A 16,759-nucleotide genomic window follows, 5' to 3' on the forward strand; every position below is an offset into this window, starting at 1 on the left:
TCTCAGCGAGAAAAATATTTTTCTGCATGTAAAGACAGTGCTGTGATTTTTATCATTGTCGATATCTCAATATTTCATATAGTTAAATTAGTACTATTTTCTATCAAAAATACCCACACCATGAACTTCACCCGTACTTGGAGCATTTGTAGCAAATTTTCTCTTATATGAATTTTCCTGTCTTTTCATTCAATTAAAGAAATCTATTAATTTTGGGTAATATGCTTTGTTTGCGATTCATATATCGTTAATAAAAGCATTTTTAATAACCAACCAGAAAGTCAAACGCTATCATCATTTTTAGCTTATTTGGAGGAGGGAAGTCCTACATGCACATTGTCGTATGTGTCAAACAAGTACCCGATACAAAAATCATCAAAATTAATCCGAAAACAAATACACTCGACCGCAGGAGTGCCCCGGCTATTTTGAACCCATATGATGCCCATGCGGTTCAAGAAGCTGTAAAAATCAAAGAAAAAACTGGCGGAACCATCTCGGTTTTATCAATGGGACCTCCGCAGGCAACTGCTGTCATTAAGAAAAGCGTGGAAATTGGCGCAGACCAGGGGTATTTAATATCGGATCGTGCTTTTGCAGGTGCCGATACACTTGCAACCAGTTACGCCTTATCAAAGGCGTTAGAAAGAATTGCCAAGGAACTCCCGATTGACATGATTATTTGTGGAAAGCATGCCATTGATGGAGATACCGGCCAGGTTGGCCCTGGTATCGCACGGAGATTGGATATTCCTCCTGTTACAAATGTGATTGAGGTAACAGAGGTGAATAAGCATGAGAAAACGGTCTTAATTAAACGGAAATTAACCAACGGATACGAACTGATCCAGTCGGAAATGCCTTGTCTATTAACAGTTGAAAAAGAAATCAATGATATCGAGTATTCACCAATGCCGAACATGATAAGTGCTGCAAGATATGAACCGATTATTTGGGCAGTGGATGATCTTGAAAATGTTGACCGCTCACAGCTTGGACTAAAAGGGTCTCCTACGGTTGTCGGTAAGATGTTCACACCTCCAAGGCCTGAAGGCGGGAAAAAACTAGATGGTTCGGCCGATGAGCAGGTAAGTCAGCTAATGGATATTCTGATGGAGAAAAAAGACCTGTTTACATTACAGTCAACTAAATAATGTTAATAAATTTTAGGGTATAGAGCAGGGAGGGGTCTTGAATGAAGCTTGACGATTACCGTGGAGTCTGGGTATTCATTGAACAAAATGACGGTAAAATTGAAGATGTTTCACTAGAATTGCTGGGTGCTGGCAGGAAGCTGGCAGATAAGCTTGAGGTTCCATTAGGGGGATTCTTGTTGGGCAATCAAATAAGTCCATTAGCCAATCTGATTATTTCTTATGGGGCTGATGAGGTCTACGTAATTGACCATCCAGTTTTGAAGGATTATCGTACAGAATCATATATGAAAGGTGTTATGCTGTTAGCGCAAAAATATATGCCGGAAATTATTCTTTACGGTGCAACACCAAACGGAAAGGACTTGGCGAGCGCTGTCGCAACAGATTTAATTACGGGATTAACAGCAGATACAACGATGTTGGATGTGGACGTAGATAATAGATTGCTGGAAGCAAGCCGGCCGGCATTCGGCGGTAATATTATGGCAACGATTCTCTGTAAGAAGCATCGCCCGCAAATGGCAACAGTAAGACCTAAAGTAATGAAGGCACTAGAACCGGATGCATCTAGACAAGGAAAAATTATTGAAGAGAAAATAGCTCTGAATGAAGAGGATATGCGTACAAAAGTACTGCAAATTGTGAATGACGTAACAAAAAAGGCTAAATTAGCCGATGCCCATGTCATCGTATGCGGTGGTAAAGGGATGGGCGACCTGCAAAATTTCCAGCTAGTCCATGAATTGGCGGAAACAATCGGCGCAAGCGTAGGCGGAACCCGCGATGTCGTTGAAGCAGGATGGCTGCCGCATGATCAGCAGGTTGGACAGACCGGGGAGACAGTCACTCCGAAAATTTATTTTGCCATTGGAGTATCTGGAGCGATTCAGCATGTGGTCGGTATGAAGAATTCTGAGTTAATAATTGCCATTAACAAAGACCCCAACGCCCCGATTTTTGACGTGGCAACGTACGGCATTGTAGGAGACGCAGTGAAAATTGTTCCAAAACTAATCGAGCAATTTAAAGAGCTTAAAGCTGAAAAGGGCGGTGAACTGAGCTATGCCTGAGAAGTTTGACGTGATTGTGGTAGGGGCTGGCCCCGCAGGAACCTCTTGTGCTTACACTTGTGCTAAAAATGGTCTAAATGTGCTGCTGATTGAACGTGGAGAGTATCCAGGTGCCAAAAACGTTATGGGCGGAGTATTGTACCGCCAGCAAATGGAAGAATTAATTCCTGAATTTTGGAAAGAAGCGCCGCTTGAAAGACCGGTCATTGAACAGCGGTTCTGGATGATGGACAAAGAATCAGTTCTTTCGTTCGGATATAAGGGCCTCGAATGGGGAGTTGAGCCATATAATAACTTTACAGTTCTAAGGGCTCAGTTTGATCAATGGTTCGCAAAGAAAGCTGTGGAGGCAGGAGCGCTTCTAATTAACGAAACAGTTGTCACGGAATGTATTGTCGAAGACGGCAAGGTTGTTGGTGTCCGTACCGATAGGCCGGATGGTGTGGTATTAGCAGATGTAGTTGTCCTTGCTGACGGAGTTAACTCGCTTTTATCCAAACAGCTGGGGTTCCATAAGGAGTTCCGCCCAGATGAAGTGGCGCTGACGGTTATGGAAGTGGTTAATCTTCCAAAAGACAAAATAAATGACCGCTTTAATTTGGAGGACAACCAAGGCTGTACGATTGAGATCTTTGGAGATTCCACAAAAGGAAATCTGGGTACGGCTTTTCTATATACCAACAAAGAGAGTTTGAATATCGGAGTGGGGACAACACTATCGAGTATGATAAAAGCAAAAATGAAGCCATATGAACTGCTGGATTACTTAAAGAATCATCCAATGGTCAAACCTCTCATTGCCGGCGGCGAGTCTGCTGAATATCTTGCCCACCTCATTCCGGAAGGAGGCTACCGCTCTGTTCCTAAAGTGGCTGGCAATGGAGTTATTGTTGTTGGGGACGCTGCCCAGCTTGTTAACGCTATTCATCGTGAAGGTTCGAACATGGCGATGCATTCTGGCTTATTGGCTGCCGAGACTGTAATTGAGGCGCACCGCTTTGGGAATTTCAGCGAATCAATGTTAAATAACTACCGCGAGGCCCTTTATAATAGCTTTATCATAAAAGATTTGGAAAAGTACAAAGATGCGGCCCATACATTCGAAAAATACCCGCAATATTTTAAAGAGTATGTTCCAATGATGAATCAGGCAGCTAGCAAATTCTTTACTGTTGACGGCACTCCAAAACGTGATAAACAAAAGCAGATTATTAAAAATATGACCTCACAAAGAGGAACACTGCGCGTATTGCAAGATCTCTATCGTGCATGGAAGGCGGTGAAATAATGTCAACGAAGAATATTGAGGAAAAACAGTATCTTCTCAGGTTTAAGTGTGACACAAAGTCCCATCTTACCGTTCTTGATCATGACGTATGTATGACCCAATGTCCTGATAAAATTTGTACAGTATTTTGCCCAGCTGAGGTATATAAGTGGGAAGGAACGCGGATGCAGGTAGGTTATGAAGGCTGTCACGAATGCGGAAGCTGCCGGATTGGCTGCCCTTACCAAAATATTAAATGGGAATATCCAAAAGGCGGTCATGGAATTGTCTTCAGGTTAGCATAAAAAAAGGTGCTGTTTGCTATTGCAGGCAGCACCTTTTTTTATCCTTTTAATCGTAAATCACTTAACACTATATGTATATTTTTTCACAAGGGATTTTAAAAAGAGGGTGAAGCTAGAAGGTAAGTATTTACAAGGTCAGCTTATTTTCTCTAAGAAGGCTGCCGAGGAAAGTTCATCTTTATTGCAGAAGGCTGCGAGCGAGGATGCAAGGGCTATGGCATGATCCATTTGTTCCATATTTTCTGAGCAATAATACGGCTTTTTCCAATTGAAGTCGCCGTCATTTGCGGCTGGATATATACTGACTTTCCAATGAAAATAAATCCGTGGCTGAGGGAGCTGGACCCCTTCTACGGCAATTAGCCAATGTGTGGAATTGGATTCTGGAATGTAGGCATCTGTATCCTTAAGTGAAACAAGATCATTTGTACCAATCGGTAAGAATGCCGTTTGATAAAAATCATGATAATTTGGGGTTTTCAATATAGTTACCTCCCTTTCAAAATATCTACCTTAATTATATGAAACTATAAGGATTTTTTTGAGTGATAAATGTTATAATTTTTTAAAAAAATAAAACGTTTTCAAAAAGTTGTCAATAATATTCCAAGTGGAGTTGTAAATTTGGTATAGATGTGACGATTGTCACTACATAATCGTAATTGCGCTTTTATACTAAAAGCAGAAGATTGAAAGAGGTGAATGCAATGAGCAGTTGTATGAGTGGTTTCGGCGGGATGCCGAATGCTGAGCTAAGAAGTAAGGGATTAAGTCAGTTGAAGGAAGAACATCCTCCATTAAGAAGCCAAATGGAAGGTTTGTTCAGTCTAACCCAAAAAATCGATAAAGATATTGATATAGAAGCTAATTTCCAAGAGTTAATTACTAAGGTAGAAGAATTTCTGGCAGTGCTTGACCCGCATTCAGAGAGAGAAGAAGGTGTGCTGTTTCCAATGATGGGAACTTATATTGGGACAACTTCTGGACCAATCGCGGTAATGGAGTATGAGCATGACCAAGCAAAAGCCCATATTAAATCTTTTCTTGAGCAGGCAGCCGCCAGCCCGTCTTCACATGATGAATTTAAAAAATTGGCTGGATACGTCCAAAATGCTTACTATATTTTAACGGAGCATTTTAACAAGGAAGAAAACGTCCTCTTCCCAATGGCCGAGCGAATGCTCTCTGATGAGGAAAAGGCAGAATTATATCAAAGGATTCAAGAAATTAAGTAAAAAGGATGGCAGAGTCCATCTTTTTTACTTTTTTTGCCCTATAAAACATTTAGGTTAAGGGATATGACTTTACCGGTAATTGACAGCGGTTCGAAATTTTTTTATAATAATTTTGAAATCGAGATATTGTGAGCGTTTTGCCTTTGAGGGCAATTTCCCAATAAAGATAAAGGATGAGTTGTTATGGAAAAAGATTCAACAGCCGTTTCACTAAAACTTTTCATTGTTCTCTCAAGAGCCTATAAAGCCATTAATGAACACGTCAATAAAGTTATCCAAGCAAGCGGTTTAAACCCAACTGAGTTTGCTGTATTAGAGCTTCTCTACCACAAAGGCGACCAGCCGCTGCAACAAATAGGTGCAAAAATCCTGCTTGCGAGCGGAAGTATTACGTATGTTGTCGATAAGCTTGAACAAAAGGGATTATTGAGAAGGAGCGCCTGCCCGACAGATAGACGTGTAATTTTTGCGCAAATAACAGATGAGGGAAAAAATTTGATACAGGATATTTTTCCTGAACATGCCCAACAAATTGATAAGCTTATGTCAAGTTTATCTGATACGGAAAAGCTGGAGGCAATTGATTTGTTAAAAAAATTAGGCCTGCCTGCAGGAAAATTTTAATACGACTTTTAGTCGTATTTTTTTTGCAAAAAGGAATATTAATCAATAGTGTCGAAATGAATATAGCCGAAAAAAATGAAAAAAGGGGGTTTTTTCATGGGCTTTGAACAGTATACTTACATAAGACCTAACTTAGACCAGGTTCGGGCAAAATTCAATGAAGCATTAGAGCGCTTCAAATACGCTGATTCAGTGGAAAAGCAAAGCGGGGCCATGAATGAAATCAATCAACTGAGAAATGACTTGGGGACGATGTTCAATCTTTGTAATATTCGCCATACCATTGATACGAATGATGAATTTTATAAAAATGAGCAGGATTACATGGATGAAATCCAACCTGAGGTGGAAGGTTTAATTACAGAATATTATCAGGCTTTGGTGGAATCCAAATTCCGGACGCAATTGGAAAACAAGTGGGGCACTCAGCTTTTCGCCCTTGCTGAAAGTCAGTTAAAGACCTTTAAACCGGAAATTGTCCCTTTGCTGCAAAGGGAAAACCGATTATCATCAGAATACACAAAGCTTGTAGCGTCGGCGAAAATCGATTTTGAAGGGGAAGAGCGTACACTTGCGCAAATCGATCCGTTTATTGAATCGACAGACCGGGAGACGCGTAAGCGCGCCAGCACTGCGAAGTTTGGTTTCTTTGCAGAGCATGAAACGGATTTTGACCGGATTTATGACGAACTGGTAAAGGTTAGAACTGAAATTGCCCAGGAGCTTGGGTATAAAAACTTTGTCGAGCTTGGTTATCATCGCATGATGAGAACCGATTACAACGCCGAAATGGTGGCAAATTTCCGTCAGCAAGTAAAAGACTTTATTGTCCCAATTGCATCTAAATTAAAAGATCGGCAACGGGAACGGCTTGGCCTCGAAAAATTAAAATTCTATGATGAAGGCTTTGTGTTCGAGTCCGGAAATGCTGTACCTAAGGGAAGCCCGGAATGGATTATTGAGAACGGACAAAAAATGTATCAGGATCTTTCAAAGGAAACTGGAGAATTTTTTTCCTTTATGATGGAAAATAATTTGATGGACCTTGTTGCCAAGAAGGGGAAAGCAAGCGGGGGCTATTGTACCTACATCGAAAATTATAAAGCGCCGTTTATATTCTCAAACTTCAATGGCACATCCGGTGATATTGATGTCCTGACACATGAGGCCGGCCATGCCTTCCAGGTATATTCGAGCCGTCAATTCGAGATACCTGAATATAATTGGCCAACGTATGAGGCATGTGAAATTCATTCGATGAGTATGGAGTTTTTCACCTGGCCATGGATGGAGCTGTTCTTTAAAGAAGACACCGATAAATATAAGTTTTCTCATCTTAGTGATGCGCTCTTGTTCCTGCCGTATGGGGTTTCTGTTGATGAGTTCCAGCATTGGGTATATGAAAATCCCGGGGCTTCTCCAAAAGAGAGAAAGCTGAAATGGCGGGAAATTGAGAAAAAATATCTGCCGCATAAGGATTATGACGGCAATGAGTACCTAGAAAAAGGTGGGTTTTGGCAGCGCCAGGGACATATTTATAATTCACCGTTCTATTATATTGACTATACGCTTGCGCAAATTTGTGCGTTCCAATTCTGGAAAAGATCTAGGGAGAATCATCCAGTGGCATGGGCAGATTATGTCAAACTGTGTAAGCTTGGCGGCAGCATGTCCTTCACTAAGCTGGTGGAGGCAGCGAATTTAATTTCTCCATTTGAGAACGGCTGTGTCGAATCAGTGGTCGGAGAAATTGAAAAGTGGTTAAATTCAGTTGATGATAAAAAGCTGTAAAAAGAAGAAGAGCGATGGCCTCTAATCAGTCATCGCTCTTTTTTTATGGATTCTGCTGATGTACTTGTGAGTCGAAAATTTTAGAATTAACATCTTCATCGTAATTTTATAGCAATTTTTTCCATTTATTTAATCCCTACATTTGTAGGAGTTTTTTGAAAAGGGCGATCATAAGGTTTTAAAACAAATGTTAAAAAAAGCGAAGCCAGTTTGGCTTCGCACTTTAATAAAGACTCTTTTCTCAGAGATTGTTGCTTTTAACTATATTGAAAACACTGAGTGGATTGGAGCGAAAGGTGCTTGACTCCTGCGGGAAATAGAGGAAAGGTCGAGACCCTGCAGACGGAACGTCGAGGAGGCTCGACTTCCTCCCCGCGGGTTTGCTGAGCGCCTGTAGCGGAAAGGAACGGACAGAGTTATTCCCAAAAACAACAAACTTTACGAAAAGAGCCTTAATAAATTATTGCCGCTTCTGAAATAACCTTCAATTGGCCGTCTTCTAAAATGGCCGCCAGCTTTTTCGCATCGGGCTGATCCAAAATAAAATCTGTTATTTTATCTTCAAGCTGGTCTTGAATGACCCGTCTTAATGGGCGTGCACCAAATGCAGGGTGATAGCCCATCTCAGCTAATTGTTCTTTTACTTCTGCTGAAATGGTTAATTCAATGCTTTGTTCTTTTAAAGTTTCCTGCAATTCGGCAACCATTAGGTCGACAATCGTTAAGATATGCTCTTTTTCAAGTGATTTGAATTCAATGATGCAGTCAAAACGGTTTAGAAATTCCGGCTTGAAGAAGTTTCCAAGAGAATCAAGAATATTTGCTTCTTCAACCGCTTCAGTTGTTCCAAAGCCAACGCGAATGTCTTTGTGTCCAACGCCGGCATTACTTGTCATAATGATGACGGTGTCTTTAAAGCTTACCACTCTCCCTTGGCTGTCAGTAAGGCGTCCGTCCTCAAGGATTTGCAGGAACATATGCATGACGTCCGGATGGGCCTTTTCAATCTCATCCAAGAGAATAATGCTATATGGGTTGCGGCGGACTTTTTCGGTTAATTGACCAGCCTCCTCATGGCCGACATACCCTGGAGGAGACCCGATTAATTTTGAGACACTGTGTTTTTCCATGTATTCGCTCATATCAAGTCGAATCATCGAATCCTTCGTACCAAATAATTCTTCCGCAAGAGTCTTAGATAATTCTGTTTTACCAACTCCTGTTGGACCGACAAATAAGAAGGACCCGATCGGACGGTTTTTTGCTTTTAATCCGGCACGGCTGCGGCGAACAGCTTTTGCGACCTTCTGAACGGCTTGCTCCTGGCCAATAACCTTCTTATTCAAATTCTCTTCAAGTGATTTCATTTTAAGTTGCTCGTCTTCTTGAAGTTTCCCGACCGGAATGCCTGTTTTTTCTTCAATAATTTTTTGAATATCAGAAACTGTAACAACTGGCCGCTCCGTCTTTGAGGCACTATTTAATGCCTTTTCAAGTTGAGCTTCTTCATCACGAAGCTTTGCTGCAAGTTCATAATTTTCCTTTTTCAATGCTGTTTCCTTTTCTGCCGCAATTGCCTTAAGTCGTGCCTCGATTTGTTCATTATTCCGATAATCTGAAGTTAGATTTAGCTTTGATCCTGATTCATCTAGTAAATCAATCGCCTTATCAGGTAAAAAGCGGTCTTGAATATAGCGCTGCGATAAGGTCACACAAGCGCGGATGGCTTCGTCTGAATAATTGACCTCATGAAAGTCCTCGTATTTCTTCTGAATTCCTTTAAGGATGGCGATGGCTGCATCTGTATCAGGCTCTTGAACCTGGATAGGCTGGAAGCGGCGTTCTAAGGCTGAATCCTTTTCAATTTGGCGATATTCTTTTAATGTCGTAGCACCGACAACCTGAAGTTCACCGCGGGCAAGAGCAGGTTTTAAAATGTTGCCGGCATCCATAGAGCCTTCAGCAGAGCCTGCACCAACAAGCAGATGGATTTCATCAATAAATAAAATGATGTTTTTCCGCTCCTGTAATTCTGCAATTAACTGCTTCATCCGCTCTTCAAATTGACCGCGGATTCCGGTATTGGCAACTAAAGAAGCTACATCTAATAAATAGATTTCTTTATTTTGCAACTTGCTTGGTACATCGCCATTGGCAATTTTTAAGGCGAGCCCTTCCGCTATTGCCGTTTTACCAACGCCAGGTTCACCAATTAACACAGGATTGTTTTTATTTCTTCTGTTTAATACCTCAATGACGCGTATTATCTCATGATCACGGCCAATAACCGGGTCAATTAGACCGGCTTTAGCCATTTGTGTAAGGTTGCGGCCAAATTGATCGATAAAGCCGCCGCGGCCGTTTTTATTTTCAGCTGCAGGAGCATATTGACCCTTTGGAATGTGACCTTGGGAAAAGTTCTTGTTTGCAAACAGCTCTTCAAATGGAAAACTGTTGAATGGGTTCATATTCATTCCAAAGCCAGCACCTAATGCTTTTTTCTCCTTTGTATAACATTCATGGCAAAGTTTCAAATCATGATGCTGCCCATTAACATTCATGTTTAATTGTACATTCGCTTGATTTTGATTACATTTTTGACAAAGCATGTAAACAACCTCCCTGTTATTTGCTTTTATCAATTTGACTTTGACTATATTTGACCTTACGACCATAGTATACTCTGACCTTTTTTGACTTTCAAGCCTTTTGCTTGGAGAAATTTTTTCCATGATAGGAAAATATGCGTACGAGAAAAAGCTCGTCATTGTTTGTCCCTTTGGTCATATATTTGTGATAAGGGGGAGATGATGTGAAAAAAAGCTGGAATCAAGCCTTTCAAATAGCGGCAGTTTATGTGGGGACCGTTGTAGGAGCAGGATTCGCCACAGGAAAAGAAATCGTGGAATTTTTCTCACGGTTTGGTTTCTTTGGCTTTATAAGTATATTAATGAGCGGCTACCTTTTCGTTGTGATCGGATCAAAACTAATGCGGATTGCTGCGCAAATTAATGCAAAATCGTACCAGGAATTTAATGATTATTTATTTGGAAAATGGGCGGGAGGCATCATCAATTTTTTTATGCTATTTATGCTGCTGGGGGTAAGTGCCGTCATGCTGGCAGGAGCAGGGGCTGTTTTTGAAGAACAGCTGGGATTACCTAAAAGTGCAGGTGTGTTTATCACAATTTTTTTATCTTATTTAGTAATCCTTATAGGTACTAAGGGACTTTTTGCTGTCAATACCTTTGTTGTTCCCTTAATGATTGGCTTTAGTCTGATTTTAATGCTTCTGTCTTTGCAAATGCCAAACTTTTTAGAGCATTTTTTGTATATACCTCATGCTTCGGATGGGTGGAAAAGCGTTATTGCACCATTTTCATATGCTGCCTTGAATCTTGGACTTGCTCAAGCGGTACTAGTGCCGATTGCATCAGAAGTGAAGGACGATTGGACAATCAAATGGGGGGGGATTCTTGGTGGTGTGGCATTAACGGTAATATTAATTGCCAGTCACTTTACCTTAATCATGCTCCCAAACCTGGAATTATATGAAATTCCGATGGCAGTTATTATGAGAAATTTAGCCCCGTTTTTTTATTGGATTTTTGTACTTATCATTTATGGAGAGATTTTTACTTCAGTTATTGGCAATGTTTTTGGTCTCGACCGCCAACTGAAGCAATATATGTCTGTACCGACGCTGGTTTCTGTAACAGCTATTTTTACAGTATCTTACTTGATCAGCCTGGTGAATTATGGAACACTTTTGTCCTATCTATATCCATTGTTCGGCTATATTTGTATGAGTTTTTTTATTCTCCTTTGGATGAAGCCATTTACGCCGCCAGAAAGAAACTCAAAAAGCAGCTGATCAGGTCAGCTGCTTTTTATATTAGTGGTCGAAAAATAAACATCATCATGTCAAAAATGATATGAGATACAATTACGAGCGGCATGCTTTTTTTCCAAAAGTATAAAGCCCCCCACACAAGGCCGGAGACAAATGCAGCGAACACTAGTAAATAAGACCCCGAATAAATATGAACTGACCCATATAATATAGAGCCAGCAATAATGGCGATGTTCGGTTTCAGGTATTTTAACAGTCTATTTTGGACAAACCCTCTCCAGAACATCTCTTCGCCCGGTGCCGCCACTAAAATCAAGGCAAAATAGTGCCAGAATAACGAAGGGGCAAACCATCGGTACAAACGTCTTACATCTCTTTTAAAGCTAGAATTGGCCATTTCGAAAAGCTGATAGCCAATCCAAAAAAGCAAATATAATAATAAACCGGAGATAACGCCTATAAATAAATATTTGATAAAAGAGGCCTCATCTGCCACGTCTCCCTGAAACGTGGCAAAGGCGATTAGTATTAGGATGGAACCGGAAAAAATGTACCAAAATATCGCCTTATCATGAAAAGAAAAAAAGAGAAGTGCATGGGCGATAATCAATCCGGTTAATAGACGTAAATCCAGGGTTCTTTTTAATTCCATAATAGGCTCCTTCGAAAATCAAAACTTAATATGTATAGGAAAAGATTTCAATATACATTTTATCCAATAACGATGATAAGAATATCTTTAAATGAAAAAAATATAATCGAGAAAGGAGTGAAGAGAATGAGTAAATCAGAAAGTCAAAAGGAACGTGAATGGACGGTCAGAAAGCAGGATCAAAATCCTCATGGCAAGGTTAAATCATTTAAAGAACTTTCAAAAGAAGCGGACCAAGGAAAATAATCGGTTTTCTGATATAAAAAGAAGAAAAGGCAGTGTGCATTTTGTGTGCATTCTGCCTTTTCAAATAATTAGTAAGCGGTTTCTTTGATTACCTTATAATTTTTATGATTAACAACTGTACGCTGATCTAATTCTAGATCACGATAATTATCCATATATGTTAAGTCAACTATTACAGAATTTTCATTCACTTTTTCAACAACTCCTTGCAGTCCGCCACGAAATTCGATGATATTACCTACCTCTGCTTTTTTCAAATTTCCTCTCTCCCTTATCTAGCAAACTTTAAAACTATTTAAATAACAGTTTGCACTATTTTTCCAAATTCGTAAAGGTGTTAATGTTACAATTTAGTTAATTTCTTATATGTTTTTGTAAAAAAATTCTGGAAATAAAATTAGATTATGGTAACGTTTTCATATTAAGGAGTGAAATTAGCTTTAAAAGCGGTTTTTACGTTAAAATATGGTAGTGGAAAGAGGTGCAGAAAAATGAGGGAAGAAACTATTAACGATATCTTAGATCGTCTTAAGAACGGAGAGCTTTCCGAATACTACGTTAAAGTTGAAGAATTTATGGATTTCCGTCAGGTGCTGGTAAAAAGAAAAGATTTTAAACATTTCCGCGGCATTGCTCAGCGTAATGGAGATGTACTTTACCAATATTTAAAAGAGCCAAGAAGTTAAATGAACGAACCCATTATTTATAGGGTTCTTTTTTGTTGGTATGTTTAGAAAAGTGTGGAAATTTGATAAAATAAAAGGGTTACTTATTTAAAAGAAACTTTCCGGGAGATGAGGGAATGGCCATAACGAATAATATCTAATCAGATAAGGAGTAACACAGAGTGCTCGTTTAATGCAGCTAATTTGTGGTTCTCCTTTTTTAAATGTGAGGTGGAAATATGGAACAGTATATTTTGTCACTTGATCAGGGAACTACAAGTTCCCGTGCAATTCTTTTTAATCAAAGTGGCGAAATAATTCATTCCGCACAGAAGGAATTTACCCAGTATTTTCCGAAACCGGGCTGGGTAGAGCACAATCCAAATGAAATTTGGGGTTCTATTCTTGCCGTTATAGCTGCTGTCCTCTCGGAATCGGAAGTGAAACCCGAACAGGTTGCCGGAATCGGCATTACTAATCAGCGGGAAACAACTGTTATTTGGGATAAAGAAACAGGAGTTCCTGTTTATAACGCAATCGTCTGGCAGTCTAGACAAACGAGCGAAGTTTGTGATGAGTTAAAAGAAAAAGGGTATCAGGAGACCTTTCGAAATAAAACAGGTTTGCTGATTGATGCCTATTTTTCAGGAACGAAAGTAAAATGGATTTTGGACAATGTTGTTGGAGCGCGGGAAAGAGCGGAAGCAGGGGAATTGTTATTCGGGACAATTGACACTTGGCTGATTTGGAAATTGTCCGGCAGGCGGGCCCATGTGACGGATTATTCCAATGCTTCCCGTACGCTGATGTTTAACATCCATGAGCTGCAATGGGACGATGAACTATTGGAAATATTATATGTTCCAAAGTCCATGTTGCCTGAAGTTCGCCCATCATCTGAGGTTTATGCCAACACAATCGATTATCACTTTTTTGGAAAAGAAATACCGATTGCCGGTGTTGCAGGTGACCAGCAGGCAGCCTTGTTTGGCCAGGCATGCTTCGTAAAAGGGATGGCCAAAAATACGTATGGCACAGGCTGCTTTATGTTAATGAATACTGGGGAAAAGGCTGTCCGTTCAGACCATGGTCTGCTGACAACGATTGCTTGGGGATTGAATGGCACGGTTGAATATGCGCTGGAAGGTAGTATATTTGTTGCTGGATCTGCAATCCAATGGCTGCGTGATGGATTAAGGATGTTCAAGGATGCAAAGGACAGCGAGATCTATGCTGAAAAGGTGGAATCGACTGAAGGGGTATATATTGTACCGGCATTCGTTGGATTAGGTACACCATATTGGGATAGTGAAGTCCGTGGGGCAGTTTTTGGCCTGACACGAGGTACAACAAAAGAACATTTTATTAGGGCGACGCTTGAATCACTGGCTTACCAAACAAAAGATGTGTTATCTGCGATGGAAGCCGATTCAGGTATTAAATTGAAAACCTTACGAGTTGACGGTGGCGCTGTAAAGAATAACCTCTTAATGAATTTCCAAAGCAATATCCTCAATGTACCGGTTGAAAGACCAGTCATTAATGAAACGACTGCACTTGGAGCAGCCTATTTGGCAGGTCTTGCAGTCGGATTCTGGCAAAGCCAAGAGGAAATTTCAAAACAATGGGCTATTGATGATCAATTCAATCCAACCATGTCAGAAGAAATCCGAACTGGATTGTATGCCGGCTGGAAAAAGGCTGTAAAAGCAGCGATGGTTTTTAAATAATTCATACCTATTAAGTAAATTATGGTATGATATAACAAGTTAATTTGTCTGGAGAAATGGAGAGACCACAAAACATTATCGAAAAATTGATAATGGCTTTTGTGGTCTCTTTTTATTTCCCCCAAAAAAAGTTTGCATATAATATGGCAATTAAATTGGAGGAAATGATAATGAAATTTTCAAATTTAAATCGTATTGAAATTGCTACTAAACTAAAAAGTGAACGATTTGACATTTTAGTAATTGGCGGAGGCATTACAGGTGCAGGAATTGCATTAGACGCTGCGACTAGAGGAATGAGTACAGCCTTAGTCGAAATGCAGGATTTTGCGGCAGGAACCTCTAGCAGATCAACGAAGCTGGTCCATGGCGGGCTGCGTTATTTAAAACAATTTGAAGTGAAGATGGTGGCTGAAGTAGGTAAGGAAAGGGCCATTGTGTATGAAAATGGACCTCATGTAACGACACCTGAATGGATGCTTTTGCCTATGCATAAAGGTGGTACTTTCGGTCCGTTCAGCACTTCGATTGCACTACGGGTATATGACTTTTTGGCAGACGTAAAAAAATCTGAACGACGTACCATGTTATCAGTAGAAGAAACTCTAGCCAAGGAGCCCCTTGTGAAAAAGGAGGGTTTAAAAGGCGGAGGCTACTATGTTGAATATCGGACTGATGATGCTAGACTGACAATTGAAGTAATGAAGGCCGCAGTTGAAAATGGAGCAATTGCTTGTAATTATACTAAGGTAACCAAGCTTATTTATGAAAATGGAAAACTTGTCGGAGTAGTTGTTGAGGATCAGATAACTGGTGAAAAATATGAAATCAGAGCGAAAAAAATTGTTAATGCTGCCGGCCCTTGGGTTGATAACATCCGCGAGATGGACAAATCTAAAAAAGGGAAAACACTGAAGCTTTCAAAAGGAGTTCATGTTGTTATCGACCAATCGAGCTTCCCGTTAAAGCAAGCAATATATTTTGATACTCCAGATGGCCGGATGGTTTTCGCAATCCCGAGAAATGGGAAAGCTTATGTAGGTACGACTGATACTTTTTATAATGAAGATGCGGTAAATCCACAAATGACAAAATCAGACCGCTCGTATATTATAAATGCCATTAATTATATGTTTCCAGACGTTAAAATTACGGAACAGGATATCGAATCGAGCTGGGCTGGTGTACGACCGCTAATCTATGAGGAAGGAAAAGACCCGTCGGAAATTTCCCGAAAGGATGAAATTTGGGAGTCTAAGTCTGGCTTGATTACGATCGACGGAGGTAAATTAACGGGGTACCGAAAAATGGCGGAGACAGTTGTTGATTTACTGGTAAATAAATTTCTATTAGAAGAAGGAAGAACTCTTCCAACATGTCAGACAAAAAATATGCCGATATCAGGCGGCAATGTAGGGGGTTCTGCGAATTTAAATACTTATGTTTCAAAACAAGTCCAGAAAGGGATAGAGATCGGCCTGACGAGTATAGAAGCTGAAAAATTAGCGAGAATGTACGGATCAAATATTGACACAGTCTTTGAACTCTTAAGCAGGGATAAGGATGACGCAGCAAAATACATGCTTCCATTGGATTTATTCGCCAAACTAGTTTATTCGATCGAGCAGGAAATGGTTGCTTCCCCACTTGATTTCTTAAATCGGCGCACGGGAACAATTTTATTTGATATACATTTAGTTCAGAAATATAAAAAACAAGTTATAAAATATATGTCTGACAAATTTGATTGGACCGACAATGAGAATTCGAAATACTCCTTATTGGTTGAAGAGGCTTTAATGTCCGCAGTTAAACCAGTCGATGAATAGTATAATCCTCTTGAGGCAGTGAGTGGAAACTAAAGAATAAACCTCAATAAAACCGTCCGTTTGGATGGTTTTTAATGTTTTTGACGTTTTTGTGAATTAAAACTCAAAATATTTGAATGAATTTAAAGAAAATGCTATTCTACCATTTGTACCATAACTATATTACCTTGATAGAAAATAATCATTACATGTTTAAAGAACTTTCAGGGGAAAATATAATTAAATTCTTTTACTTTAATTTCTTTAAGGTCTTAATTGACTAAAGAAGGTATTTTGGCTATTTTATGAAAGTGGGCATTAATTTTTATTTATCTACATATTAAAGGAGTTTGATA

16 protein-coding genes are annotated in these 16,759 nt (G+C 39.9%); 12 read left to right on the forward strand and 4 right to left on the reverse strand.

The window, feature by feature from the left end:
* The first annotated feature begins 329 nt into the window (after positions 1 to 329).
* Genes ACZ5AE_RS08760 through ACZ5AE_RS08775 form a run of 4 tightly spaced genes read left to right on the forward strand, consistent with a single transcriptional unit; the run spans position 330 to position 3,799 of the window.
* Positions 330 to 1,154, forward strand: a complete 825-nt coding sequence (locus ACZ5AE_RS08760; RefSeq protein WP_464571393.1) for an electron transfer flavoprotein subunit beta/FixA family protein — start codon at positions 330 to 332, stop codon at positions 1,152 to 1,154.
* A gap of 41 nt (positions 1,155 to 1,195) precedes the next feature.
* Positions 1,196 to 2,227, forward strand: a complete 1,032-nt coding sequence (locus tag ACZ5AE_RS08765; protein ID WP_464571395.1) for an electron transfer flavoprotein subunit alpha/FixB family protein — start codon at positions 1,196 to 1,198, stop codon at positions 2,225 to 2,227.
* Positions 2,220 to 3,515, forward strand: coding sequence for an FAD-dependent oxidoreductase (locus ACZ5AE_RS08770; protein WP_464571397.1), 1,296 nt, complete (start codon positions 2,220 to 2,222; stop codon positions 3,513 to 3,515). Before ACZ5AE_RS08765 ends, ACZ5AE_RS08770 begins: the two co-directional genes overlap by 8 nt.
* A complete protein-coding gene (locus ACZ5AE_RS08775) occupies positions 3,515 to 3,799 on the forward strand; it encodes a ferredoxin family protein (RefSeq protein WP_040204690.1) in 285 nt (94 codons plus the stop codon). The genes ACZ5AE_RS08770 and ACZ5AE_RS08775 overlap by 1 nt, the downstream gene beginning before the upstream one ends.
* Positions 3,800 to 3,934: 135 nt before the next feature.
* Here ACZ5AE_RS08775 and ACZ5AE_RS08780 read toward each other — a convergent pair whose 3' ends face one another.
* On the reverse strand, positions 3,935 to 4,282 hold the full coding sequence (locus tag ACZ5AE_RS08780; RefSeq protein WP_464571399.1) for a hypothetical protein: 348 nt from the start codon (positions 4,280 to 4,282) through the stop codon (positions 3,935 to 3,937).
* A gap of 224 nt (positions 4,283 to 4,506) precedes the next feature.
* Here ACZ5AE_RS08780 and ACZ5AE_RS08785 point away from each other — a divergent pair, with 224 nt between their 5' ends.
* The 3 genes from ACZ5AE_RS08785 to ACZ5AE_RS08795 all read left to right on the forward strand — a co-directional run bounded on the left by ACZ5AE_RS08785 (position 4,507) and on the right by ACZ5AE_RS08795 (position 7,449).
* Entirely contained in the window at positions 4,507 to 5,034 is a 528-nt protein-coding gene (locus tag ACZ5AE_RS08785; RefSeq protein WP_464571401.1) for a hemerythrin domain-containing protein, read from the forward strand.
* Between the two features lie 183 nt (positions 5,035 to 5,217).
* The gene (locus ACZ5AE_RS08790) at positions 5,218 to 5,658 is read left to right on the forward strand and encodes a MarR family winged helix-turn-helix transcriptional regulator (protein ID WP_464571403.1); all 441 of its coding nucleotides are present in this window, start codon (positions 5,218 to 5,220) and stop codon (positions 5,656 to 5,658) included.
* A 96-nt stretch (positions 5,659 to 5,754) separates the two neighbouring features.
* Complete coding sequence (locus ACZ5AE_RS08795) at positions 5,755 to 7,449, forward strand: M3 family oligoendopeptidase (protein ID WP_464571405.1); 1,695 nt, start codon at positions 5,755 to 5,757, stop codon at positions 7,447 to 7,449.
* Positions 7,450 to 7,901: 452 nt separating this feature from the next.
* Here the strand turns inward: ACZ5AE_RS08795 and ACZ5AE_RS08800 are convergent, their stop codons facing one another.
* Positions 7,902 to 10,058 carry an ATP-dependent Clp protease ATP-binding subunit gene (locus ACZ5AE_RS08800; RefSeq protein WP_464571407.1) on the reverse strand — a complete coding sequence of 719 codons (2,157 nt, stop codon included), beginning with the start codon at positions 10,056 to 10,058 and terminating at the stop codon, positions 7,902 to 7,904.
* Positions 10,059 to 10,261: 203 nt separating this feature from the next.
* Here ACZ5AE_RS08800 and ACZ5AE_RS08805 point away from each other — a divergent pair, with 203 nt between their 5' ends.
* Entirely contained in the window at positions 10,262 to 11,323 is a 1,062-nt protein-coding gene (locus tag ACZ5AE_RS08805) for a YkvI family membrane protein (RefSeq protein WP_464571409.1), read from the forward strand.
* Between the two features lie 16 nt (positions 11,324 to 11,339).
* Here ACZ5AE_RS08805 and ACZ5AE_RS08810 read toward each other — a convergent pair whose 3' ends face one another.
* Positions 11,340 to 11,954, reverse strand: coding sequence for a lysostaphin resistance A-like protein (locus ACZ5AE_RS08810; RefSeq protein ID WP_464571411.1), 615 nt, complete (start codon positions 11,952 to 11,954; stop codon positions 11,340 to 11,342).
* A gap of 126 nt (positions 11,955 to 12,080) precedes the next feature.
* On the opposite strand from ACZ5AE_RS08810, the gene ACZ5AE_RS08815 reads away from it, so the two are divergent.
* Entirely contained in the window at positions 12,081 to 12,200 is a 120-nt protein-coding gene (locus ACZ5AE_RS08815; protein ID WP_464571413.1) for a DUF6254 family protein, read from the forward strand.
* 68 nt (positions 12,201 to 12,268) lie between these two features.
* On the opposite strand, the gene ACZ5AE_RS08820 is transcribed toward ACZ5AE_RS08815, so the two are convergent.
* Entirely contained in the window at positions 12,269 to 12,457 is a 189-nt protein-coding gene (locus tag ACZ5AE_RS08820; RefSeq protein WP_464571415.1) for a YkvS family protein, read from the reverse strand.
* A 234-nt stretch (positions 12,458 to 12,691) separates the two neighbouring features.
* Here ACZ5AE_RS08820 and ACZ5AE_RS08825 point away from each other — a divergent pair, with 234 nt between their 5' ends.
* The 3 genes from ACZ5AE_RS08825 to ACZ5AE_RS08835 all read left to right on the forward strand — a co-directional run bounded on the left by ACZ5AE_RS08825 (position 12,692) and on the right by ACZ5AE_RS08835 (position 16,424).
* Positions 12,692 to 12,886, forward strand: coding sequence for a hypothetical protein (locus ACZ5AE_RS08825; RefSeq protein WP_464573578.1), 195 nt, complete (start codon positions 12,692 to 12,694; stop codon positions 12,884 to 12,886).
* Positions 12,887 to 13,104: 218 nt separating this feature from the next.
* Positions 13,105 to 14,595 (forward strand): glycerol kinase GlpK, encoded by a 1,491-nt coding sequence (gene glpK / locus ACZ5AE_RS08830; protein ID WP_464571417.1) that lies wholly within the window; start codon positions 13,105 to 13,107, stop codon positions 14,593 to 14,595.
* Between the two features lie 170 nt (positions 14,596 to 14,765).
* Complete coding sequence (locus tag ACZ5AE_RS08835) at positions 14,766 to 16,424, forward strand: glycerol-3-phosphate dehydrogenase/oxidase (protein WP_464571419.1); 1,659 nt, start codon at positions 14,766 to 14,768, stop codon at positions 16,422 to 16,424.
* The last annotated feature ends 335 nt before the right edge of the window (positions 16,425 to 16,759 follow it).

The sequence above is a fragment of the Neobacillus sp. S1227 genome, from assembly GCF_055385255.1.

Excerpts from the sequence above, each read along its gene's own strand:
- ACZ5AE_RS08790 (WP_464571403.1), top strand. The coding sequence starts at position 5,218 with ATGGAAAAAGATTCAACAGCCGTTTCACTAAAACTTTTCATTGTTCTC.
- ACZ5AE_RS08815 (WP_464571413.1), top strand. The coding sequence starts at position 12,081 with ATGAGTAAATCAGAAAGTCAAAAGGAACGTGAATGGACGGTCAGAAAG.
- glpK (WP_464571417.1), top strand. The coding sequence starts at position 13,105 with ATGGAACAGTATATTTTGTCACTTGATCAGGGAACTACAAGTTCCCGT.
- ACZ5AE_RS08835 (WP_464571419.1), top strand. The coding sequence starts at position 14,766 with ATGAAATTTTCAAATTTAAATCGTATTGAAATTGCTACTAAACTAAAA.
- ACZ5AE_RS08770 (WP_464571397.1), top strand. The coding sequence starts at position 2,220 with ATGCCTGAGAAGTTTGACGTGATTGTGGTAGGGGCTGGCCCCGCAGGA.
- ACZ5AE_RS08760 (WP_464571393.1), top strand. The coding sequence starts at position 330 with ATGCACATTGTCGTATGTGTCAAACAAGTACCCGATACAAAAATCATC.
- ACZ5AE_RS08785 (WP_464571401.1), top strand. The coding sequence starts at position 4,507 with ATGAGCAGTTGTATGAGTGGTTTCGGCGGGATGCCGAATGCTGAGCTA.
- ACZ5AE_RS08765 (WP_464571395.1), top strand. The coding sequence starts at position 1,196 with ATGAAGCTTGACGATTACCGTGGAGTCTGGGTATTCATTGAACAAAAT.
- ACZ5AE_RS08825 (WP_464573578.1), top strand. The coding sequence starts at position 12,692 with ATGAGGGAAGAAACTATTAACGATATCTTAGATCGTCTTAAGAACGGA.
- ACZ5AE_RS08810 (WP_464571411.1), bottom strand. The coding sequence starts at position 11,954 with ATGGAATTAAAAAGAACCCTGGATTTACGTCTATTAACCGGATTGATT.
- ACZ5AE_RS08795 (WP_464571405.1), top strand. The coding sequence starts at position 5,755 with ATGGGCTTTGAACAGTATACTTACATAAGACCTAACTTAGACCAGGTT.
- ACZ5AE_RS08775 (WP_040204690.1), top strand. The coding sequence starts at position 3,515 with ATGTCAACGAAGAATATTGAGGAAAAACAGTATCTTCTCAGGTTTAAG.
- ACZ5AE_RS08800 (WP_464571407.1), bottom strand. The coding sequence starts at position 10,058 with ATGCTTTGTCAAAAATGTAATCAAAATCAAGCGAATGTACAATTAAAC.